The organism is Curtobacterium sp. 260 (assembly GCF_030803485.1).
In the GTDB taxonomy this organism is placed as follows: domain Bacteria; phylum Actinomycetota; class Actinomycetes; order Actinomycetales; family Microbacteriaceae; genus Curtobacterium.
Map to the genome: position 1 here is coordinate 24,213 of NZ_JAURUY010000001.1, position 22,047 is coordinate 46,259.

General features: G+C 72.5%; 19 protein-coding genes and 1 tRNA gene. 9 read left to right on the forward strand and 11 right to left on the reverse strand.

Going from position 1 to position 22,047, the window contains the following annotated elements; genetic code table 11:
- Nucleotides 1-223: 223 nt before the first annotated feature.
- The 3 genes from J2X59_RS00110 to J2X59_RS00120 form a co-directional block, all read right to left on the reverse strand.
- A complete protein-coding gene (locus J2X59_RS00110; RefSeq protein WP_326495272.1) occupies nt 224-2,566 on the reverse strand; it encodes a bifunctional metallophosphatase/5'-nucleotidase in 2,343 nt (780 codons plus the stop codon).
- A gap of 122 nt (nt 2,567-2,688) precedes the next feature.
- Nucleotides 2,689-4,503, reverse strand: coding sequence for a thiamine pyrophosphate-requiring protein (locus tag J2X59_RS00115; protein ID WP_326495273.1), 1,815 nt, complete (start codon nt 4,501-4,503; stop codon nt 2,689-2,691).
- Nucleotides 4,504-4,555: 52 nt separating this feature from the next.
- Nucleotides 4,556-5,725 (reverse strand): Gfo/Idh/MocA family protein, encoded by a 1,170-nt coding sequence (locus tag J2X59_RS00120; RefSeq protein WP_326495274.1) that lies wholly within the window; start codon nt 5,723-5,725, stop codon nt 4,556-4,558.
- A gap of 81 nt (nt 5,726-5,806) precedes the next feature.
- On the opposite strand from J2X59_RS00120, the gene J2X59_RS00125 reads away from it, so the two are divergent.
- The 6 genes from J2X59_RS00125 (at nt 5,807) to J2X59_RS00150 (ending at nt 9,943) form a co-directional block, all read left to right on the forward strand.
- On the forward strand, nt 5,807-7,231 hold the full coding sequence (locus J2X59_RS00125) for a glucose-6-phosphate dehydrogenase (protein ID WP_326495275.1): 1,425 nt from the start codon (nt 5,807-5,809) through the stop codon (nt 7,229-7,231).
- A gap of 102 nt (nt 7,232-7,333) precedes the next feature.
- On the forward strand, nt 7,334-8,119 hold the full coding sequence (locus tag J2X59_RS00130) for a dienelactone hydrolase family protein (RefSeq protein ID WP_066655775.1): 786 nt from the start codon (nt 7,334-7,336) through the stop codon (nt 8,117-8,119).
- Nucleotides 8,120-8,231: 112 nt separating this feature from the next.
- Nucleotides 8,232-8,304 (forward strand) — tRNA-Arg (locus tag J2X59_RS00135).
- Nucleotides 8,305-8,776: 472 nt separating this feature from the next.
- Nucleotides 8,777-8,998 carry a hypothetical protein gene (locus J2X59_RS00140; protein WP_326495276.1) on the forward strand — a complete coding sequence of 74 codons (222 nt, stop codon included), beginning with the start codon at nt 8,777-8,779 and terminating at the stop codon, nt 8,996-8,998.
- Between the two features lie 227 nt (nt 8,999-9,225).
- Nucleotides 9,226-9,525, forward strand: coding sequence for a hypothetical protein (locus J2X59_RS00145; RefSeq protein WP_326495277.1), 300 nt, complete (start codon nt 9,226-9,228; stop codon nt 9,523-9,525).
- Nucleotides 9,518-9,943, forward strand: a complete 426-nt coding sequence (locus J2X59_RS00150; protein ID WP_311206012.1) for a hypothetical protein — start codon at nt 9,518-9,520, stop codon at nt 9,941-9,943. Before J2X59_RS00145 ends, J2X59_RS00150 begins: the two co-directional genes overlap by 8 nt.
- 28 nt (nt 9,944-9,971) lie before the next feature.
- Here J2X59_RS00150 and J2X59_RS00155 read toward each other — a convergent pair whose 3' ends face one another.
- From J2X59_RS00155 to J2X59_RS00185, 7 genes are all read right to left on the reverse strand, one after another.
- Nucleotides 9,972-10,595, reverse strand: a complete 624-nt coding sequence (locus J2X59_RS00155; protein ID WP_326495278.1) for a pyridoxamine 5'-phosphate oxidase family protein — start codon at nt 10,593-10,595, stop codon at nt 9,972-9,974.
- Entirely contained in the window at nt 10,592-11,431 is an 840-nt protein-coding gene (locus J2X59_RS00160) for a creatininase family protein (protein WP_326495279.1), read from the reverse strand. Before J2X59_RS00160 ends, J2X59_RS00155 begins: the two co-directional genes overlap by 4 nt.
- Complete coding sequence (locus J2X59_RS00165; protein ID WP_326495280.1) at nt 11,428-12,825, reverse strand: FAD-binding oxidoreductase; 1,398 nt, start codon at nt 12,823-12,825, stop codon at nt 11,428-11,430. The genes J2X59_RS00160 and J2X59_RS00165 overlap by 4 nt, the downstream gene beginning before the upstream one ends.
- Nucleotides 12,826-12,943: 118 nt before the next feature.
- On the reverse strand, nt 12,944-14,140 hold the full coding sequence (locus J2X59_RS00170) for an ABC transporter substrate-binding protein (protein WP_326495281.1): 1,197 nt from the start codon (nt 14,138-14,140) through the stop codon (nt 12,944-12,946).
- 119 nt (nt 14,141-14,259) lie between these two features.
- Complete coding sequence (locus J2X59_RS00175) at nt 14,260-15,129, reverse strand: ABC transporter permease (protein ID WP_326495282.1); 870 nt, start codon at nt 15,127-15,129, stop codon at nt 14,260-14,262.
- Nucleotides 15,129-15,920 (reverse strand): ABC transporter ATP-binding protein, encoded by a 792-nt coding sequence (locus J2X59_RS00180; protein WP_326495283.1) that lies wholly within the window; start codon nt 15,918-15,920, stop codon nt 15,129-15,131. Before J2X59_RS00180 ends, J2X59_RS00175 begins: the two co-directional genes overlap by 1 nt.
- Before the next feature lie 26 nt (nt 15,921-15,946).
- Nucleotides 15,947-17,239 (reverse strand): amidohydrolase family protein, encoded by a 1,293-nt coding sequence (locus tag J2X59_RS00185; RefSeq protein WP_326495284.1) that lies wholly within the window; start codon nt 17,237-17,239, stop codon nt 15,947-15,949.
- Nucleotides 17,240-17,451: 212 nt separating this feature from the next.
- On the opposite strand from J2X59_RS00185, the gene J2X59_RS00190 reads away from it, so the two are divergent.
- Together J2X59_RS00190 and J2X59_RS00195 are read left to right on the forward strand one after the other, a co-directional pair.
- Nucleotides 17,452-18,087, forward strand: a complete 636-nt coding sequence (locus J2X59_RS00190) for a helix-turn-helix domain-containing protein (RefSeq protein ID WP_326495285.1) — start codon at nt 17,452-17,454, stop codon at nt 18,085-18,087.
- Nucleotides 18,084-19,037 carry a PDR/VanB family oxidoreductase gene (locus tag J2X59_RS00195; RefSeq protein WP_326495286.1) on the forward strand — a complete coding sequence of 318 codons (954 nt, stop codon included), beginning with the start codon at nt 18,084-18,086 and terminating at the stop codon, nt 19,035-19,037. The genes J2X59_RS00190 and J2X59_RS00195 overlap by 4 nt, the downstream gene beginning before the upstream one ends.
- 98 nt (nt 19,038-19,135) lie before the next feature.
- Here the strand turns inward: J2X59_RS00195 and J2X59_RS00200 are convergent, their stop codons facing one another.
- Entirely contained in the window at nt 19,136-20,533 is a 1,398-nt protein-coding gene (locus J2X59_RS00200; RefSeq protein ID WP_326495287.1) for an amidohydrolase family protein, read from the reverse strand.
- 147 nt (nt 20,534-20,680) lie between these two features.
- Between J2X59_RS00200 and J2X59_RS00205 the strand changes: the two genes are divergently transcribed.
- Nucleotides 20,681-21,979 carry an amidohydrolase family protein gene (locus tag J2X59_RS00205; protein WP_326495288.1) on the forward strand — a complete coding sequence of 433 codons (1,299 nt, stop codon included), beginning with the start codon at nt 20,681-20,683 and terminating at the stop codon, nt 21,977-21,979.
- The last annotated feature ends 68 nt before the right edge of the window (nt 21,980-22,047 follow it).

Sequence of the window (22,047 nt, forward strand, 5' to 3'; positions counted from 1 at the left end):
GTCGTTTCCCTGGAGACGGAGAGCACCCGCGCCGCGGAGTCCGGCGGACGGAACCACCGCCCGCCCCCTGGGGGGACGACCCGGCGCGACGCATCGCGATGCGACAGGGGGAGCGTACCTCGCGGGACTGCCCCTGAGCAGTCCCGTTCTGGGATCGGACAGCGGAACGGGCCGCTCCACCAGGTGGGACGGCCCGCCGCGTTGTCGGCCGGGAGGCGCCGTGTCAGTCCGTCAGGACCGGCCCGTCCTCGACGGCGCGCTTCCGGCGTGCGAGCACGAGTGCCACGGCACCGGTGAGCAGCAGGACGCCGGCGGCGATGCCCGGGAACACCAGGTCGGCGCCGGTGAACGCCAGGTCGCCGCGAGCGGCGTCCGGTCGGTCGGCGTCCACGACACCGGTGCCGGGGACACCACCCGCGCTGCCGCCGCCGTCGGTGTCGCCGCTGCCCGGCAGACCGGGACCGGGGGTACCGGGGTCGGCCGGCTCGCCGGTGCCCGGCTCCGGCTCGGCGGCCGTCTCGACCGGGACCGTGACGGCGAGGGTCACGGTCTGCCCGTTCGGCAGGGTGATGACGAGCGGCTGGTCGGTCGTCGCGGTCGGGGCGGCGGCGCGGGCAGCAGCGGTCGGGACGGCCGTCGGCTCCGTGTCCACGGCAGGCGTGCCCGGCACGGTGAACGCGAGGGTCGCGCGACCCTGCTCGTCGGTGGTGTCGACGACCGTCGTGTCGACCTCGGCGGACGCGAGCTCCTGACCACCGGCGCTGACCGAGACGGTGCCGCCCTGGTCGGCCGCGTTGCTGAAGGTCAGGGACGACAGGTCGATGCGGACGTCGTCGCCGGGGCCGAAGCCGTCGGCAGGTGCCTCGGAGACCCGGACGCCGACGGCCCGCTGGTCCTCCTGGACCGCGACGGTCGGGTGTGCTCGGAAGTACTGGACCTGCGCCTCGAGGTCGACCATGCCGCTGTCCTGCTTCGCGGCGGCGTCCTTGAAGGCGGCGAAGTTGTCTCCGCCGGTCGCGAGGAACGAGTTCACCGTGACCTTGTAGGTGCGGTCGGACGCGATCGGGTCACCGTCGAGCGTCATGCCCGTGACGCGCTCGCCGGCCGTGGCCAGCGGGTCGTAGGTGTAGCTGAAGCCCTCGGAGACGCCGAGCTTGAGGAAGGGGCGGCTCGCGGTCGACGGCTGCCACTGCTGCTCGAGCGCCCGCCGGATCTGGTCGCCGGTCAGGTCGAGCACGACGAGCGTGTTCGCGAAGGGCTGGACGACCGCGGCCTCCTTGTACGTCACCGCGCCGGAGGCGATGTCCGCGCGGAGACCGCCCGGGTTCATGAAGGCGATCTGCGAGCCCTGGCGCTGCGTCTGGTCACGCTGCACCTCGGCGACGAAGTTGCCGAGGGTGGACTCGCCGCCGCGGTTCTCCGACCCGTTCGACTGCACGGCGCGCTGCAGGTCGCGGTCCACCGTGCCCAGCTCGACGGCGCCGAGGCGGTCGGCTTCCTGCACGGCGGCGTCGACCGTGGTCTGCACGGCGGGGTCGGGCGTGTACGTGCCGTCGACCAGGCGCAGGTTCTCGGGCGTCGCCGCGGTCACCGTGCCGTCCGCGGCGACCGTCAGCTCGACGTGACCGAGGTTGAAGCCGTACGAGCCGGTCTGGATCACGGGGCGGGCGACGGTACCGCCGGTCGGGACGACCGAGTAGGCGTACGTCTGGTGCGTGTGGGCGGACAGGATCGCCGAGACCTTCGGTGTGACGCCGTGGACCGCGCGCGCGAAGTCGGAGTCGTCGCCGGGCGCGACCTCGGCGGGGGACTCGGCGCCGTCGTGCACGAGGAGGACGAGCACGTCGGCCTCGTCGTTCGCCGTGTCACCGTCGGTGAGCTGCGCCGCGACCTTGTTCACCTCGGTCGTGATGTCGCCCATCTCCAGTCCGGCGATGCCGTCCGGAGCGACGAGGCCCTGGCCGACGAGGTCGACCGTCGCGCCGATGAACCCGACGCGCTTGCCGCTGATCTCCTGGATCGAGTACGGCTGGAACGCAGGTTCGCCCGTGGTCGAGTCGAGGATGTTCGCGGAGACGTAGTCCCACTGCGCCGCGCGGACGCCCTCGCCCTGGCCGCCGATCACGCGGTCGCGCAGGTCGTCCTGGCCCTTGTCGAGCTCGTGGTTGCCGATGGCGCTGACCGACAGGTCCATCTGGTTGAGGACGTCGATCGTCGGCTGGTCGTCCTGGATGAAGGACTCGAACGTCGAGCCGCCGATGTTGTCGCCGGAGCTGACGAAGGCGGACGTCGAGGGATCGGCACCCCGGAGCTGCTCGAGTGCACCGGCGAGGGTCGCGGCACCGGCGGCGTCGCCGTCCCGCGGTGCCGGAGCACCGGCGGAGTCCTTCGAGATCGACTGCGCGATGCGGCCGTGGAAGTCGTTGACGTTGTAGAGGTCGATCGTGGTGTCGCCCTCGGCGGCGAGGGCGGCGGACGGGACGGTCAGGGCGGTGAGGACGCCGGCGGCGACCAGGGCGGAGGCCCCGGCCAGGCGCCGGCGACGCGGGGGAGTGTGAGCGTTCATCACCGCAAGAACCTATGAACTCCCACAGCCGACGCGCCAGGGGTTGCCGCAACACGTCACGTGGTGTTCACACCACGGGGGACGTTCCTCCCGTTCGGGGGACAACCACGGCGGGATCGGCGTCAGTCCCGGCCCAGCGCGCCCTTCACCCGCTCGACGGCCTCGGCAGCCATGGCCTTCGCCGAGTCCTTGATGACGCCGATCTCCGCCGGGTCGCCCTTGAGCAGGCTCTTCGCGGTGTTCACCGCGTACTCGGCGGTGATGTGCGGCGGCAGCGGCGGCACGTTGCGGCTGACGTAGGCGTCGATGAGCGTGACCCCGGGGTTGGCGAACGCCCGCTCCACCGCCGCCTCGACCTCGTCGTCACCGTGCACCGCGATGCCCTCGAAGCCGAGCAGCCGGGCGTACCCGGCGTAGTCCATCGACTCGACGTCCTGCGACCCGGACCACATCGGGTTGCCGTCCTCGGTCCGCATCTCCCACGACACCTGGCCGAGGTCGTCGTTGTGCATGACCACGATCACGAGCTGCTGGTTCGGCCACTGGGCCATGTACTTCTTCACCGTGATGAGCTCGTTCATGCCGAGCATCTGGAAGGCTCCGTCGCCGATGGTGCACACCGCCGGGGCGTCCGGGAAGGCGAACTTCGCGGTGACGGCGTAGGGCATCGCCGCGAGCATCGTCGCGAGCCGTCCGGACATGTCGCCGTGCATGCCGCGGCGCAGCCGGATGTGGTGTCCGTACCAGTCGGCGGTGGTCCCGGCGTCGCAGGTGACCGTGACACCCTCGGGCAGGCGCTCGTTCACGGCCCGGATGACGCGGCGCGGGTTGACGCCGTCGTCGTACGCGACCTCGGCCTGGCGGTGCATCTCCGCCTCCCACTCGCGCATCTCGCAGGCGAGCTTGTCCTGCCACGCGGTGTCCTGCTTGTCGCGCAGCAGCGGCATGACCGCCTGCAGCGTCGCACCGACGTCGCCCCACAGGTTGAGCTCGGTCGGGTACCGCAGGCCCATCTGCTCGGGCTTGATGTCGACCTGCACCCCGCGCGCCTGACCGGAGGCGGGCAGGTACTCGCCGTAGGGGTAGTTCGAGCCGAGGAGCACGATCGTGTCGCACTCCTTGACCTGGGTCAGGCTCGGGCGTGAGCCGAGGAGCCCGACCTGCTGCGTGTGGTACGGCACGTCGGAGGGCACGACGTCCTTGCCGCGCAGCGCGGTGATGATGCCGGCGCCGGTCTTCTCTGCGGCCTCGAGCACCAGGTCCGTGGCGCCGCGCGCGCCGGCACCCACCAGGAACGTCACGCGCTCCCCGGCGTTCAGGATCTCGGCGAAGCGCGCGATCTGGTCCTGCGGCGGCACGATCCGGGTCGACGGGGCGACGTCGCTCGACCGGGACACCCAGTGCTCGGCGGCCGGGGCCTCGTACGCCATCGCCTGGACGTCGTGGGGGAGCACGACGACCGCCGGCTGCTTGCGGAGCATCGCGGTGCGGAACGCCGTGTCGACCACGACGCCGACCGCGTCCGGCGTGGCGACGGTCTCGACGTAGCAGGCGACGTCGGCGAACACGCGCTCGAGGTTCGACTCCTGCTGGGTGAACGTGCCGATCGACGCCAGGCCCTGCTGCCCGACGATCGCGACGACCGGCTGGTTGTCCATCTGCGCGTCGTACAGCCCGTTGAGCAGGTGGAACGCGCCGGGGCTCGAGGTCGCGACGCAGACCCCGACCTCGCCGGTGAACTTGGCGTGCGCAGTCGCCATCAGCGCGGCGATCTCCTCGTGCGTCGGGCGGACGTACTCGAGCTCGCGCTCGCTGCCGTCGGCCTTACCGAGCGCCCCGTCGAACGCACCGATCCCGTCCCCGGGGTAGCCGAAGACGCGCGAGACGCCCCATGCCTTGATGCGGTCGATGACGAAGTCGCTCACGGTCGTGCTCATGCACCCACCGTGCTCGGCGGTTCCTGTACGCGCTCAGGTCGCCCGGAGGACGTCAGGCGACGGGACGCCACGTCCCGTCGGCCGCGCTGGCGACGACGGCCTCGATGACCGACGCCGCACGAGCACCGTCGGCGAACGTGGGGAGCCCCTCGGGCCACGCCGCACGGTCGCCCGCCGCCCGGACCGCCGCGTAGGTGTCGGCGACGAACGCCGCGAAGGCGTCGAGGTACCCCTGCGGATGCCCGGCCGGCACGACCGCCAGCCGACGCTGGTCGGGGAACCCGAGCGAGGGGTCGCGCACCACGATCTGGGCGCCGCGCTCGTTGCCGAACCACGCCGCCTCGGGCTGCTCCTGGTCGAAGGCCGCCGACCCGAGGGTGCCGTCGACCTCGAACCACAGCCGGTTCTTCCGCCCGGCCGCGACCTGCGAGACGACGACGTTGCCGATGCGCCCGGTGCCGGTGCGGAAGGTCGCGACGGCCGTGTCCTCCGTGGCGACCTCGGCCCGCTGCCCGGCGTCCGCCACCGGGTCGGGGTCCGGCGAGCCCGAGAACGACGGCCCGGAGGCAGCCGGACGGGTCGGGTAGACGATGTCGGTCGCGGCGCTCACCGCGGCGAACGGGTCGCCGGTCACGAACTCGACCAGGTCGCACCAGTGCGAGCCGATGTCCGCGAAGGCCCGGGACACCCCGCCGGCACCGGCGTCCACCCGCCAGCTCGAGGCGTCCTCGTCGAGCATCCAGTCCTGCAGGTAGTGGCCGTGCACGGCGAGCAACCGGCCGAGCTCCCCGGCGGCGATGCGGGCGCGGATCTCCCGGACGACCGGGTGGTACCGGTAGACGAACGGCACGGTCGCGACGACGCCGGCCTCGTCGGCTGCGGCGACCAGCTCGGCGGCCTGCTCGGCGCTGATCGCGAGCGGCTTCTCGCACACGACGTTGATCCCGGCGCGGACGACCGCGAGCGACTGCGGGTGGTGCTGGTCGTTCGGCGTGCAGACGTGGACGACGTCGGGGGCGTCGGCGATCACCTCGTCGAGCGAGGCGTAGCCGCGGGGCACGTCGAGCTGTGCGGCGACCTGCTCCGACCGGGCCGGCGTCCGGCCGAGCACCCCGACGACCTCGGCGCCCGCGGCCCGTGCCGCACGGGCGTGCACCCCCGCGATCATCCCGGTGCCGACCACGGCGACGCGGATGCGTCGCCCTCCGTACCCACTGCTCATGGTGCTCCCTCGCGCCGGACTCGCCCCACCGTACCGACGCAACCCGGCCACGCGCCGGAACGCGTGAGTACGGTCGGGGGCATGTCGAGCCTCCAGACCAGCCTGCTCATCCTCGGAGCCAGCGGCGACCTGTCCAAGCGACTGCTGCTGCCCGGTCTCGCCACCCTCCTCGAGGTCAAGGACGACTGGGACGTCCAGCTCGTCGGGGCCGGCGTGGAGGACATCTCGGACGACGACTGGAAGGCGCAGGTGCGCACGTCCTTCGAGAACGCGCAGGCGTCGAAGAACGAGGAGGACGAGGGCGTGCACGACGGCGGCGAGAAGCTCAGCCGGCGGCTCATCGAGGTCATCGAGGCCTCGACCTACCGCAAGGCCGACGTCACCGACGCCGGCGACCTGGGGACCCTGCTCGACGCGTGCCACCACGACCCGGCGATCTACTTCGCGCTGCCGCCGGCCGTGACCGAGAAGAGCTGCGCCGTCCTCAAGGACCTCGACCTGCCCGGTGGCACGCGGCTCGCGCTCGAGAAGCCGTTCGGCACCGACGCCGAGAGCGCCGAGCACCTCAACGACCTGCTGCACTCGTTCCTGCCCGAGGAGCGCATCCACCGCGTCGACCACTTCCTCGGCCGCTCCACGGTCCTCAACCTGCTCGGGCTGCGCTTCGCGAACCGCATCATCGAGCCGCTGCTGTCGTCGGCGCACGTCGACCGCGTCGACATCGTCTACGACGAGACCCTCGGGCTGGAGGGCCGCGCGCGCTACTACGACAAGGCCGGTGCCCTGGTCGACATGATCCAGAGCCACCTGCTGCAGGTGATGGCCGTCGTCGCGATGGAGGCGCCTGCATCCATCGACGCCGACGACCTCCGCACGCAGAAGGAGCTCGTCCTGCGCGCCGTCCGGCCGTGGGGCGAGGACGTCGTCGCCGCGGGCAAGCGTGCGCGCTACACCGCCGGCACGATCGGGGACCGTGAGCTGCCGTCCTACGTCGACGAGGACGGCGTCGACCCGTCGCTCGGCACCGAGACCCTCGCGCAGCTCACCCTCGAGGTCGCGAACTGGCGCTGGGCCGGCGTGCCCTTCACGCTGCGGTCCGGCAAGGCGCTGGAGCAGCAGCGTCGCGAGATCGTCATCACCTTCAAGGACTCGCCGCACGTGCCGAACGGGCTGAGCGGCGCCGAGCGTCCGGACAAGCTGCGGATCTGGATCGCCCCGGACGAGATGCAGCTCGAGCTCAACGTCAACGGTCCCGGCGACCCGTACACGATCGACCACACGGCGCTGTCCGTGAACTTCAACCCCGGTCGGCTCAGCGCCTACGGCGAGGTCCTGGCCGGCGTGCTCGAGGGCGACGCGACGCTGTCGGTGCGCGGTGACAGCGCGGTGCAGGGGTGGAAGGTGGTCGAGCCGTTCCTGCGTGCGTGGCGCGACGGGAAGGCGCCGCTCGACGAGTACGCGGCCGGGTCGGCCGGTCCCGACAGCTGGGACAACATCGACTGCTGACGTCGCGTCGGCGGGAGACGCGGTGCCGGACGGGAGGCGCGTGGCGGGGCCGCCACGCGCCTCCCGTCCGTCTGCCGGTCGCGCGGCGTAGCGTCCGGTGACGTGAAGACCACCGACGACGTCCTGTCCACCGTCCCCGTCCCCGCCGGCTCCGACGTCCGCGTCGAGCCCGTCCGCTACGACCACGAGGGCACCGCGCTCCTCGGTGTGCTGGCGAAGGACCACGCCGTGTCGGGGCCCCGCCCCGCCGTCCTCGTGATCCACGACTGGCACGGCGTCAACGAGCACGTCGAGGCCCGGGTGACGATGCTCGCCCGTCTCGGCTACGTCGCCTTCGGTGCGGACGTCTACGGCGAGGGCGTCCGTCCCGGCGACGACACCGCCGGCGAGGTCGCGGGCTCGTTCTACCAGGACCTGCCGCTGTTCCGCGCCCGGCTGACCGCGGGGCTCGACCGGCTGCGCGAGGACCCCGACGTCGACCACTCCCGCATCGTCGTGATGGGGTACTGCTTCGGCGGCTCCGGTGCGATCGAACTCGCACGCACCGGTGCGGACCTCGCCGGTGCGGTGTCGTTCCACGGTGGCCTGATCGTGCACGAGCCCTCGGACGCGTCCGCGATCCGGGCGAAGCTCCTCGTGCTCACCGGGGGAGCGGACCCGATGGTGCCGGACACGACGGTCGCCGAGTGGCAGGACGAGATGCGCGCGGTGCCGTCGGTCGACTGGCAGGTCACCACCTACGCCGGCGCGATGCACGCGTTCGCGGTGCCGGGCACCGATGCGCCGGACCACGGGGCGCAGTACCAGGAGCGCGCCGACCGCCGCTCGTGGCAGGCGTTGCAGGTGTTCCTCGCCGAGGTGTTCGACGAGGAGCCGACCGTGGTCTGAACGGCGCGACACGCCGAGGGCTCGGTGCGGCGCGGCTCGATTGGCGTTCCGCGCCGCACCTGTTGTAGAGTCTTCCACGGCCGCAAGGCCAGCATCGGTCGCAAGACCGGATGCGCTCGTAGCTCAATGGATAGAGCATCTGACTACGGATCAGAAGGTTGGGGGTTCGAGTCCCTTCGAGCGCACATCTGAGAAGGCCCCGTCGCACTGCGACGGGGCCTTCGTCGTTCCCGCTGATGTTCCTTGCCGCGCGAGCGTCCTGGGCCGCTCGCCGCTCGCCGCTTGCAGCTCGCAGCGAGACGCCGGTGTCGTGCTGAGACGCCGCCGGTCGAGCGAGACGCCCGGTGATCCGGCGGTGTCTCGGGGGAGCGAGTTCGTCTGGCGACGACGCCGTCGTCTCTTGCTGATGCCGGCGTCGTCCGGAGCGCCGGGGAGTGCCTCGCTCGCCGTCGCCAGGGCAGGGGCTGTACGTACCGCGCGGCGTCCTGCACCATGACTCCATGAGGACCCGCACCGTCGCGGCCACGGCTGTCGTGGTGGCCCTCGTCGTGCTCACCGGGTGCACGCAGCAGCAGACCTCGTTCGACGGGGTCGCGGGCGGCGTGCGAGACGAGGGTCGGGCCGGCGATCGTCGCCTGGTGGCGGGACGGGTACGGGATGACCCCGTGGAAGATCGTCGACACCCGGTCGACGTCCGTCGAGGACGGGCCGGGGGGCTCGGACGAGGTGACCACCGTGATCGTCACCGGCGAGTCCTCGGTACAACGTGTGGAAGACGGCGAGGCGACGGAACCGGTCGAGTGGTCGTGCTCCGCGCAGACCAGGGCTGACGATCCGACCGCGGTGTCGGCGACGATCCAGGAGATCACGCTCCGCTGACGCCGGTTCGCGCGCCACATCGCACAGCGCCGTGCGTGCTAACAGATTCCTCGCCGGCCCGCTCGACCCGCAACCATCGTTCCGGCATGGTCCGGCGCACGCAGCGAGCACGACGGGATCAACGCCGTGCGCACGAGGAACTGTCGGCGGGTCTCGACGACCAGGATCGCGGCCTGTACCGTCCGCCCCAGCGTGACGACTGCTCCGAGCGTTCGTGGTTCCAGACCGTGGACGATGCCGACACGATCCGGATCGACCATCGACTGTTCCGGTGCAACGGCGAATTCGTCGACTTCGCGATCGTGGTGCTCGCGGTCGACCTCGACGGGCAGTGGGTCGAACGGGCCCGGGCGGTCTGTTGCCACGGACACGTCCACCTCCACCACACGAACGGCTCGGTCTCGTCGATCGCGCCGTTGCACTGCCTCGAGGACGTCGACAGGCTCTTCCCGCAAGCGTCGGTCCGCGTCTTCGAGTACGCCGTTACGATCCGGGACATGAAGGGCAGGCGCGAGCACGATGCATGAACTCGACGCGTTCCGTCAGGAAGTCGATCGTTCTCTGGCGGTCGGCCGCTTCGCGGAGATCGAACTCGAGGTCGTCGACGTCGAGGGACGATCGCCGGTGGTGGTCGCACTCGAGGACGAACGGCTTCCGGTGCTCCTCCGTCGCATCGAGGCAGTGGGCGGGTTCGCCAACGTCTTCGTCAAGACGCGCGACGGTGTCCGGCGAGTGTCGGTCATGGACGTCGACGGAGCGCTCGACGTCCGAGGTGCCGATGACATGCGCCGCGAGGGTGATCAGCCGAGCGCTGACAGTTCCGTCGGTGTCTTCGTCGACTACCTCGCGGCGCGGACCGCTGGTGTGGTGTTGCCGGCGCGCTTGGCGTCAGCATCGAAGAACGCCCTGCCGGCCCGTCAAGTGGAGATCATCCGCTCAGCCTGACCCGGTGATGCCGGTTGCCGCTGGCTGGTCAGCCCGGCCACGACTCCTGCGCCCACGAGCCGTCGGCGTGGCGCTCGTACGCGAGCCGGTTGCTCGCCGCATCGGTCGCACCGCGCCAGAACAGCATCCGCACCGGCGTGAGCGCGTAGCCCGTCCAGGTGCCCGGTGGCTCGAGCCCGGCACCCGGTCGCTGACGCTCGAACGCCGCCCAGAGCTCCCGCCGTCGCCCGTGGGTGTCGGCGGCGGCCGCGTGGTCGTTCACCCACGCGAGCACCTGGAGGTACCGGGTCCTGGCGGCGTAGGCGGCGCGGGCCTCGGCATCGGTGACGGGTGCCACGTCCCCGACGACCACGAGCTGCCGTGCCGCTTGGGGCCAGACGAGGGTGACCGCGGCGCGGGGGAGCGCGGCGAGCTCGGCGGCCTTGCGGCTCCTGCTGTCGGTGTGGAAGTGCAGGCGCTCTCCGTCGAACCGCGAGAGCAGCACGGTCCGGGCGGACGGGTAGCCGTCGAGGCCGAGCGTGGACAGGGTCATGGTGGGGCCGGGTCCGTCCTCGGCGGCCGGGAGCCACGCGGCGGCCAGCTCGAGCGGGTCGGCCGGGGTGGCGGCAGCGTCGTCCTGCGCGGCCGCCGCCTGCCCCGGCAGGACGGTCACGGCACCGTCACCACGTCGGACACGAGTGGAGCGGCGGCGGGCTTCGCGACCGCCGGGTCGAAGCGGGCGATCTCGTGGAGGGACGCCACGGCCTCGTCCAGGGACAGGTCCCACAGCACCTGCCCGTAGGTCGCGGTCGCCCGGCTCGCGTCCCCGACGACGCCGGGCGTGCCGAAGTCGTTCGACAACCACCCGAAGGACACCGGCCCACCGTTGAACCGGATCTTCTCGAACGCTGCCAGGTGGTCCGGCACCCACCGCTCCGCGAGCGACATGTCGACCAGGTCGGGCCGCAGGTGCAGGATCATCGACGTCTCCGCCGCCCCACCGTGGATGCCGAACCCGCGCTCGTCGGCGTCCTCGCTGGCGGGACCGGGCGTCCGGGCGAGCGTGGGCATGAGGAACGTCTTCAGGCCGTACCGCTTCCGGATCTCTCGCAGGGCGACCTGGAGCAGGGCGACGTTCCCGCCGTGCCCGTTCGCGAAGACGAGCGACCCGGCACCCGTCAGCGCCACGGCACGGCCGATCTGCACGGCGGTGTCGAACATCGTCGACTCGTCGAGCCACACCGTGCCCGGCGCCCAGCTGTGCTCGTCGGACTTCGTGAACGCCAGCGTCGGCAGCTGCCAGACGTCGAGGCCCTCGGCAGCGGCCCGCTCGACGGCCGCGCCGCCGATGTGGTCGGCGAGCAGGAAGTCGGTGACGAGCGGCAGGTGCGGCCCGTGGTGCTCGACGGCCCCGGTCGGCTGCACGACGATCGTCTCCGGTCCGAAGCCGGCGGCGACCGCCGGCCCCGACAGCTCCGCCAGACGACGCGAGCGCACGGCGCCGCTCACTTGCCGAACCCCGGCACGACGGGCTGCGCCGACGCGGTCGAGCCACCGCTGACCACGAGCGACGGGTCGATGACGTGGCCCGGGTTGAGCAGCCCCTCGGGGTCGGTGCGCTGTTTCAGCGCCACGAGTTCCTCGACCCCGTGGTCGACGTAGTACTGGTGCGGGCTGTGCACCCGGACGCCCAGCTCACGGAGCACCGGGTAGCCGGCGTAGACGTCCTCGGCCCCGGTGTACGGCGCGGTGAGCATGCCGATCGGGCCGACGTGTGCCGCCTCGATGTGCAGCATCCCGCCCGGGTAGACGGCCTCGACCTCGGCGATCTGGTCGATGAGCGCCTCGCCGCCGACCTCGACGTGGAAGTACTCGGTGTCGGGGGTGTTCCGCTTGAGCCACCAGATCGGGTGGTTGTACGACAGCATCGACACCTTGGTGGTCTGCTGGAGTCCGTCGCGGACGTCCTCGACGGTGCCGCCGGCCTGTTCGATGAGCGCGCGGGCCTGGTCGAGCACGACGTCGTCGATGATCGCTCGCAGGCTCGCCCGGTCGTCCGGGATCGCGGTGTCGGACGGCAGGGTCGCGGCGACCTCGGGGCGGTCGGCGCTGACGAGGCGCGGCAGCGGGTCGAGTCCGCGCAGCGTGCGGACGGCCACCAGGGCGTCCTCGAACGTCGGGAACGCCGCGTACACCGCACGCCACTCCTGCAGCGGCTCGAGCCGGACGGTGGCGCGGGCGATGACGCCGGCGGTGCCGTAGGTGTGCACGAAGGGCTGCGCCTCGTCGCCCTCGACGTGCAGGAGCGCGTCCGCGCCGGGCAGCGCGACGTCGAGCGCGGTGACGAAGCCCTGCCAGTTCGACCCGTGGGCGATCGAGCCGGTGCCGCCGGAGCCCCCGGACAGGAAGCCGCCGATGGTGGACTGCGCGGTGGACGGGTACATCCAGAGCTGCTGACCGGTCGCGGCGGCGGCCTGCTCCATGGCGACCATCGAGGCGCCGGCCTCGGCGGTGATCCAGCCGTCGCCGACCTCGACGACGGCGCGGGCGCGCGAGGTGTCGAGGACGAGCCCGCCGTGCAGCGGGATGCCCTGGCCGTAGTTGCCGGTGCCCTTGCCGCGGGTCGTGACGGGGACGCCGTGCCGGACGGCGGCCTGGAGGGTGGCCGCGACGTCGTCCGCCGACGCCGGGTACGCGACGAGGTCGGCCAGTCCGAGCGGCAGCTGCGCGCTGAGGATCGGGCTCATGGTCGCCTCGTCGACGGAGGCGCGGGCGCGGGTGCGCTCGTCGGCGCTGACGCCGCGCTCACCGAGCAGGTCGACGAGGTCGGCGCCGAGCGCCGCGAGCGCCGCGGCGGACACGGCGGTGTCGGGGGTGGTGGAGGCGGGGGTGACGGTGGTCATGCTCACTCCTGTGGGTGGGTGGTGCGGGAACAGCGGACGGGAGGCACGGGGCGGGCGTGCCCCGCGCCTCCCGTCCGACGGGTGGTCGGCCGACACGACGCGCGCGGCCGACCGGCTGTCAGTTGCCCAGTCCGATGGACTTGTCGAGGAACTCGTTGGTGAACAGGTCTGACGGCGCGAGGTCGCTCTTCACGTCACCGGTGCCGGCGAAGACGGGCTTCGCCTTGTCGATGAAGTCCTGCATGCGCTGCTCGTCCATCGAGCCGATGTAGCCGTCGGTGTCCTTCGCGAGACCGAGGTCCACCATCTGCTTCGCGGCGAACGCGCCGACCTTCGAGTCGTACGTCCAGCCGTTGTTGTACTGCTGCACGAGCTGCGTGATGAGGTCGTTCGTGGCCTGCGGCGCCTTCAGGTAGTCGACGTCCGCCTGCTGCATGACGGGCACGAGCTTCTTCAGGCAGGGCGTGAGCTCCGACAGGTCGCCGGTGCGGACCGACATCGCCTCGGGGTACGGGTTCCAGCCGGTGCTCGAGACCGGCTTGTACGCCACCTTCTTGCCCCAGGCCGCGACCTGGTTCTGGTAGATGTACGGCTCGGCGGTGGCGAAGCCCTGCTGCGCGTCCTTGCCGCCGGCGGAGACGAACTTCGACGGGGTGCCGTCGTAGCTGCCGTCGAGGACCTTCTTCGGCAGGATGCCGGACTGCTCGAGGTACGTCATGTACGCGGCGCCGTTGAAGTAGCGGACGACGCCGCCGTTCTCCTCGAGCTCCTTGCCGAGGTCCTCGATGGAGTCCACGTCGGGGTAGGTCTTCGGGTCCCACATGATCGACATCGGCGACTGGTCGTTCTCGGCGAAGACGGCCGTGGTGGGCAGGTTGCCGGAGAACTGGACCTGCTCGTCGGTCGACATGTAGCCGAGGGTGATGTCCTTGTCCTGGTACATCTGCGACGCGACCTTGGTGTAACCGATCGCGGGGCCGCCGGCGCGGACCTCGAGCTTGACGCCGGTGCTCTTGCCGTTGGCGTAGAGGTCGCCCGTGACGGTCTTGCTCGAGGCGTCGATCGACGGGTTCGGGCCGAGCATCTCGTACAGGTGACCGTGCTCGCCCTCGGGGTTCCAGTCGGTCTGGACGACGACGGTCGACGGGCAGACGCCCGACAGGTCGATGGCGGGGCCGGACGCGGTCTTCGCGGGGGCGCTCGACGCGGCGGTGCCTGCGGACGAGCCGGCGGCGCATCCGGTGAGGGCGAGAGCCGTCGCGGCGAGGGCTGCGGTCGCGACGCCGATCCGGGTCGTGGTTCGGGTGGTGCGCATGGAGGCTCCGTTCGTGGTGCGGGTCTCGTGGTGCTGTGGGTCGGGGAGGGGGACGGGAAGCGAAGGGGAGTCGGGGCGACCCGCGCCGCGGCGGCCGGGGGAGACCGCCGCGACGCGGGTCAGCTGAAGTCGTGCCAGCGACCGACGGCCAGGCGGCCGATCAGTCCGAACACGAGGAAGACGGCGACGCCGTAGAGCGAGGCGATGATGATGGTCGCGTAGAGCTCCGGCCCCATGAGGCGCGAGGCGGTCACCTGGATGAGGACGCCGAGCCCGGGGTTGCCGCGCTGGAAGAACTGGTCGCCGACGATCGCGCCGATGACGCTCAGGCCGGCCGAGGTCCGCAGACCGACGAAGATCGACGGCAGGGCGGCGGGGAACTGCAGCTTCACGAGCTGGGCGAACCGGCTGGCCCGCTGCAGCCGGAAGAGCTCGCGCTGCCCGCGGTCGGCGGACTGCAGGCCGAACAGGGTGTTCGACACCATCGGGAACAGGGCGATCATCACGGTGACGATGACCCGGCTCGCGAACTCGTAGCCGAACAGGGCGCCGATGAGCGGGACGAGGGCGAGGATCGGCACGCACTGCAGCACCACCGCGTACGGGTAGAGCGAGCGCTCGAGCCACTTCGCCTGGGCCATCGCCATCGCCCAGACGACACCGATCACGATCGCGAAGCCGAGCCCGACCAGGGACACGACGGTGGTGCGGCCGAGGGCGGACCACAGATCGGACCCGAAGGTCGAGGGGGAGCCGTCCGGCATCGTCGGCGCGACGATCGCCTTCGCCACGAGGTGTGGGTACGGCACCAGGAACGCGAGCCCACGCACGTGGTCGTAGTAGGCGGCCGCGGCGTACCAGATGCCGACGAGCACGGCGAGGACGACGACGGGCTGCCACCACGACACGCGCCGGCGGGATCGCGGTGCGGTGCGACGTGCGGCCGCTCGGACGGCGCGGGTCTCGGCGACCTCCTGCAGGGTGACCATCAGCGGTGTCCTTCCCGGAGCGCGTGCGAGACCTCGCCGACCAGTTCGGCGAACTCGGGGGTGAAGCGGATGTCGGGGTCGCGGGGCATCGGGAACGGCACCTCGAACCGGCCGACGATGCTGCCCGGACGGCCGGACATGACGACGACCTCGGTGGACAGGTACACGGCCTCGGACACCGAGTGGGTGATGAACAGTCCGGCGAACTGCTGCTCGACGAAGAGCCGGAGGAGCTCGTCGTTCAGGCGCTCGCGGGTGATCTCGTCGAGGGCGCCGAACGGTTCGTCGAACAGGAACAGCTCGGGGTCGAGCGTCAGCGACCGGGCGAGCGAGACGCGCATCCGCATGCCGCCGGACAGCTGCTTCGGCAGGTTCGTCTCGAAGCCGTTCAGCCCGACCAGGTCGATCGCACGAGCAGCATCGGCAGCCCGTTCGGCCTTCGGCACGTGCGCGAGCTCGGCGAGCAGCTCGACGTTGCCCTGCACGGTGCGCCACGGCAGCAGGGTCGCGTCCTGGAACACGTAGCCGATGCGGTCGGCGGCGACGTCGGCGGACCCGTCGGACGCCGACTCGAGTCCGGAGGCGATGCGCAGCAGCGTCGACTTGCCGCAGCCGGAGGGCCCGACGACGGACACGAACTGCCCGCGGTCGACGGTCAGGTCGACGCCCTGCAGGGCGATGGTGCCGTTCGGGAAGGTCATCTCGACGTTCCGGAAGTCGAGCAGCGTGTCCGTCGTGGTGACGGGCGGCGGGGCGGTGGTGGTCACGGGCACCTCGGGTTCTCGGGTCACGGGTTCGCGGTGGTGGGGCGAGGGGGTCAGGCGGGGACGGGTGCGGTCGCGCGCACGGACACCGGGAGGGCGACGGTCGTGCGGACCTCGGTGCGGGCGACGAGGCGCCCGCGGGACAGGACGATGCGGTCGGCCGGAGCGTTCGCCACCGCGTCGGTGACGCTCGTCGCGGCGATCGCGAGCAGGTCGGCCCGCCGTCCGGGGACGGGGCCGGCGGCCGGGAGGCCCATCACGCTCCGGGCGGTGTCGCTCACCATCGCGTACGCCTGGTCCGGCGTGACGTGGCCGGCCGACACGAGCAGGCTCGCGGTCTCGAGGGCATCGCTCCGCCCGACCGGGTTGAACGGGTCGCGGACGTTGTCCGCGCCCGCGGCGACGCGCACACCGGCCTCGGTCAGGGCGCGGATCGCGGTGAGCCCCCGGGGCGTGGACACCGGGTGCTGCCACCCCTGCAGGTACAGGTTCGTGATCGGCAGCGTGATGATGCCGAGGTCCGCGGCGGCGACGTCGGCGACGACCTCGGCCAGGCGCTCGTGGCCGAGCGTGCCGAGCCGGACGCAGTGCCCGGCCGAGTACTGCCGGCCGGTGCGCGGCATCCGCAGGACGGCGCGGGCGTAGTGGTCGAGGGTGACCGGCCCGTCGAGGCTCTCGTCGGTGTGCAGGTCCACTCCGACCCCGTACCGCTCCGCGATCGCGAGCAGTCGGTCGACGTCGGCCAGCGGGTCCTCGGCCAGGTGCGGGGCGCCGCCGACCAGGTCGACGCCGCAGTCGAGGACGGCCTCGACGTGGTGGTCGGGTGCGAGCGGCCCGGCGAGCGCGACGAGCTCGATGTCCATCAGGCCGGCGAGCTCGTCGCGGACCTGCACGAGGGCTCGGGCGCCGCGGGTGGCCGACTCGACCGGGGCAGGGGCGTCCTCGGCGGTGCGTCGGCCGCTCAGCACGTCGACGTGGGTGCGGACGGACGTGGTGCCGGTGGCGAGCAGCGCCAGTGCGGCGGTCCGTGCCCGGTCGGTGACGTCCTCGACGGTCATCGTGGCGGCGTGCGCGGACCACGAGGCGATCGCGGCACCGAGGTCGCCGAGCGGGGGGTGGATCGCGTCGGCACTCAGGGCCTTGTCGAGGTGCGCGTGCGGCTCGGCCGGTGCGGTGAGCAGCAGGCGTCCGTCGAGGTCGAGCACGGCGTCGGCGGGAGCCGAGAGCGTGCCGGCGGAGGCGACGTCGGTCACGGTCTCGCCGTCGATCGCGACGTCGACCAGGCGCCCGTCCGGCAGCAGCGCGGACCGGAGGAGTCCGACCTGGCGAGGTGCTGCGGCGTCCATCCGGTGCCTCCCGATCGTGTGTGAGAATGTTGATCGCATCAACATCTCCGATGCTAGGGCGGCAGTGTTTCCCTCTCGTTTCGAGGCGGTTGCCGTGTGTGACACCCGTCCCGGCCGGACCGGGCGGCCGGAACGACGGTTCCGACCGGCGGACTCGTCCGACCCGCCCACCACCGCACCGGAGCGCCGCCACCAGGCCGAGAGGAGTGCGCGTGAGCACCGGCACCACCACCGAGACCGACCGCGTCGTCGACGACCAGACCCAGCGGATCGGGGAGCACATCCGCGCCCGCAGACGCGCTGCACGACTGACCCTCGTGCAGGTCGCCGAGCTGACCGGGCTGTCGCACCCGTTCCTCAGTCAGGTCGAACGAGGGCACTCCCGAGCGAGCATGGTGTCCCTCGAGAAGATCGCCGCCGCGCTCGGGACCACCCAGGTCGAGCTGCTCGCGGCCGGCGCCCCGGAGCGCCCCGACCACGACGTGCGCGCCCCCGAGGTCATCCGCGCCGGCGAGGGTGCCCGCGGGCCGTTCTCGAGCGGCGAGGCCCGGCTGCTCGTGCACGCCGGACCGCACGCCTTCGAGCCGCTCGAGTGGACGGGCGACAACACCGACGTCGGGGAGTACTTCGAGCACCGCGAGGACGAGTTCCTCACCGTGCTCGCCGGCGACGTCCTGCTCGACCTCCGCGGGCAGGCACCCCTGCGCCTCGGGCCGGGTGACTCCGCGTACTACCGCGGCGGCACCGGGCACCGCTGGTGCAGCGCGGACGGCAGCCGCTTCCACATGATCGTGGTCAAGGAGACCCCACGCGCCGGAGCGGCCCCGAGCACCGGAGTCGACGCGTGACCGCCGCGTCGGAGCGTCGCCGCGTGCGGGTCGCCGCCCGCCGCGCGGTCGCGACCGACGTCGTCGCGCTCGACCTCGCACCGGACGACGGCGCACCACTGCCCGACTGGGAGCCCGGGGCGCACGTCGACCTCGAGGTCGCGCCGGGCACCGAGCGGCAGTACTCGCTCGTCACGACCACGCCCGAGGGGCACTGGCGCATCGCGGTGCTCCGGGAACCGGACGGCCGCGGGGGATCCCGCGCCGTACACGACGGGTTCGCGGTCGGCGACGAGGTCGTGGTCGCCGGACCGCGCAACCACTTCGGCTTCGACCCGACCAGGCCCGCGGTGTTCGTCGCCGGCGGCATCGGGATCACGCCGCTCGTGGCGATGATCATCGCCGCCGAACGCGCCGGCACGCCCTGGGAGCTCCACTACGCCGGCCGCAGCCGCAGCCGGATGGCCTTCGTCGACGACCTCGTGGCGGCACACCCCGAGCGGGTCGTCGTCGCCGCGGCGGACGAACACCCGCGGTTGAACGTGATCGGCCTCCTCGCCGAACCGCGGGACGCCGTCGTCTACTGCTGCGGTCCGCGCGGACTCATGGACGCGGTCGAGACAGCCGCCGCGCACTGGCCCGCCGGGAGCGTCCGGGTCGAGCGGTTCGAACCGGCCGACGATGTCGACGCCCCCGGGGAACCCTTCGAGGTCGACCTCGCCGTCACCGGCGTCACCCTCACCGTCCCCGCCGACCGCACGCTGCTCGAGGTCGCCGAGGAGGCCGGCGCCTTCGTCCTGTCCTCGTGCCGCGAGGGCACGTGCGGCACCTGCGAGACCCCGGTCCTCGAGGGCTCGGTCGAGCACCGGGACACCGTGCTCAGCCCCGAGGAGCAGGCGGACGACCGCACGATGATGGTGTGCGTCTCACGCGCCCGGCGCGGCTGCCCGCGCCTGGTCCTGGAACTGTGACGGGCCGTCGCCGGTGACGAGACGGACGGGAGGCGGTGCACACGACGTGCGCACCGCCTCCCGTCCGGTCCCGTCCCCCACCCGGTCCGTGTGCGCCGTCAGGGACGCTCGGTGTCGTCGAGCGCGCCACCGGTGAGCGCCGACAGGCGCTCCAGCCCTGCCTCGGCGACGAGCTGGCGGGCGAGGGGGCGGGCGCGGTCCACCGCCTCGCGCACGTCGACCTTCGTGACGTCGCCGTCGGCGAGACTCAGCTCGCCGTCGACCCAGACGTCGCGGACCTCACGGCTGCCCGCGACGAAGACGACCGCCTGGTAGGGGTCGTGCACGTTCGCCAGCGTGGGGGAGTCGCCGTCGAACACCACCAGGTCAGCGCGCTTGCCGGGCTCGAGCGACCCGATCTCCTGCTCCATCCGCAGGGCCCGGGCGCCGCCGATCGTACCCATCTCGAGGGCCTCGCGTGCACTCATCGCGGTTGCCTGCAGGTCGCGGACGCGGGCGAGCAGGGCCGCGGTCTTCATCGCCTGCAGGAAGTCCTGCGAGTCGTTCGACGCCGGACCATCGACCCCGATCCCGACCGGGACGCCGAGCGCTCGCAGTTCGGCGACCGGCGCGATGCCGCTCGCCAGGATGCCGTTCGCGACGGGGTTGTGCGCGACCCCGACGCCGTGCGTGGCGTATCGCTCGCGGTCCTCGCGGTCGACCCAGACGCTGTGCGCGGCGATCACCGGGACCTGGAACATGCCCGTCGCCTCGGCGTGGCCGATCGCCGTCCGACCGGTGCGCTGCCGGGCGGCGGTGACCTCCTCGCGCACCTCGTGGAAGTGCACGTGCACCCCGTGGCCGCCCGCGACCGCGTAGTCGACGTGCTCCTGCCAGGTGTCGTCGGTGTACCGGCCGATCGACGAGACGCCCACGCGGAAGGTGCTGTAGCGGCTGGCGTCGGCGGCCTCGCGCAGGGCCTCGAACTCGTCGAGGATCGGGGTCGCGCCGAAGTCGCGGTCGACGTCGCCGGAGCCGAACGACACGACACCGCGGAGCCCGAGGTCCTCGAGTGCCTGCACGACACCCGGGGTCGCCGGCTCGTCGGGCACCGGGTCGGCGCAGAACATGTCGTTCGCGGTCGTCACACCGCTCCGGAGGAGCTGGATGCCCTGGAGCACCGTGCCGGCGTACGCCTTCTCGCGGGTCATCACCGGGTTGACGCGGCCGATCAGTGCGGTGAGCCACTCCCACAGCGTGTACTGCGAGCCGATGCCCGTGATGAGCCCCTCGCTGAAGTGGCCGTGTGTGTTCACGAAGCCCGGGGTCACGATGTCGTACGCGCCGCCGCGGACGGGTGCGTCGGGATGCGCAGCGGACAGCTCGGCGAAGGTTCCGACGGCGGCGATGCGGGCCCCGTCGAGCAGGACGGCGCCGTCGCGGATCGCTGCGGGTGTGGAGGAGCCGTCCGGTGCGGCGGTGAGCACCCAGCCGGCGCGGATCAGGGTCTGCGTCATGGGGCGAACCTAGGGTGCCCGTGTTTCGCGGGTGTCACCGCCGGGTTTCCCGGACCGCGCGGCGCGGTCGACCGGAACGGGCGGGGTCGGCGAGACCGTGCGACCCGTCGTCACGCCCCGGAAACAGGCGGCTGCTAGAACCGTCGCATGCTGACCGTCACCGGTGCACACCGTGTCCTCGTCGACCCCCGGACCGAACGGGACGGCGACGTCGTGATCGACGACGGCAGCGACGTCGTGACCACGCTCGACGTGTCCGGCTGTGTGGTCACACCCGGTCTCGTGAACGCGCACCACCACCTGCTCCAGACCGCCTTCCGCACCCTGCCCGGCACCCGCGGCGTGCCGATGGCCGACTGGTTGCCGACCATGGCCGCGGCGTACGGCCGGGCCGGGCACGATCCCGAGCTGTACGGACTGGCGGCGGCTGCCGGAGCCGCGGAGGGCCTCCTGTCCGGCGTCACGACGATCGCCGACCACCACCTGAACTGGCCGTCCGGCGTGAGCACGGACGACACCGTGGCGCTCGCCGCGGCGACGGTCGACGGGGTGCGTGGTCTCGGCGGACGGCTCGTGTTCGTGCGCGGGTCGGCGCGGGACGACCCGGAGCGCGCCGCGGCCTCGGCAGACGCGATCGCGACCGGTCTGCTGCACGAGCGTGCGGTGGGCGGCGTCGACCCGGACGGCGGTCTCCAGTTCGCCGTCGGTCCGGCCGGCGTGCACTCCGACGGCGAGGCCACGTTCCGCGCGCTCGGCGAGGTCGCGGAACGGCACGGTCTCCGGCGCCGGACCCAGGCGAACGAGCAGGTCGACACCGCGATCGCGCTCGAGCGGTACGGCCGTCGGCCCCTCGACCTGCTCGACGAGTGGGGCTGGCTCGCGCCCGACGTCACGATCGCGCACCTCTGCGACGTCACCGACGACGAGATCGCACGACTGGCGACCACAGGCGTCACGGCGACGCACGCGCCGGGATGCGATGTACCGATGGGGTGGGGGGTCGCTCCCGTCGCGAAGCTCACGGCGGCCGGGATCCCGGTCGGCCTCGGCACGAGCGGTGGGGGCAGCAACGACGCCGGACACCTGCTCGCGGACGGGCGTCTGGCGATGCAGGTGTCCGCGCTCGTCGGGCCGCAGCTGCCGGCGCGCCAGGTGCTCGGGATGATGACGGAGGGGTCGGCGGCGGGACTGGGGCGGCCGGAGCTCGGGCACCTCGGCGAGGGCACCGCGGGCGACCTGTGCGTGTGGGACGTCTCGGGTGTCGCCGATGCCGGCGTCGCGGACCCGGTCGCGGGGCTCCTCTGGGCGTCCCCGGGTCGTCGGCCGCGGCACGTGGTCGTCGGAGGGCGGGTGGTCGTCCGGGACTTCCGACTCGTGACGGGCGACGAGCGCGAGATCACCGCCCGGCTCGGCGAGCGCCTCGCCCGGACCCCCGCCGCGGTCTGAACGCGAGCCACCGAGCTGGGGAGGGGCGCGCCGTCCCGGTCTGGTCCCTCCTCGACCCGCACGCCGGC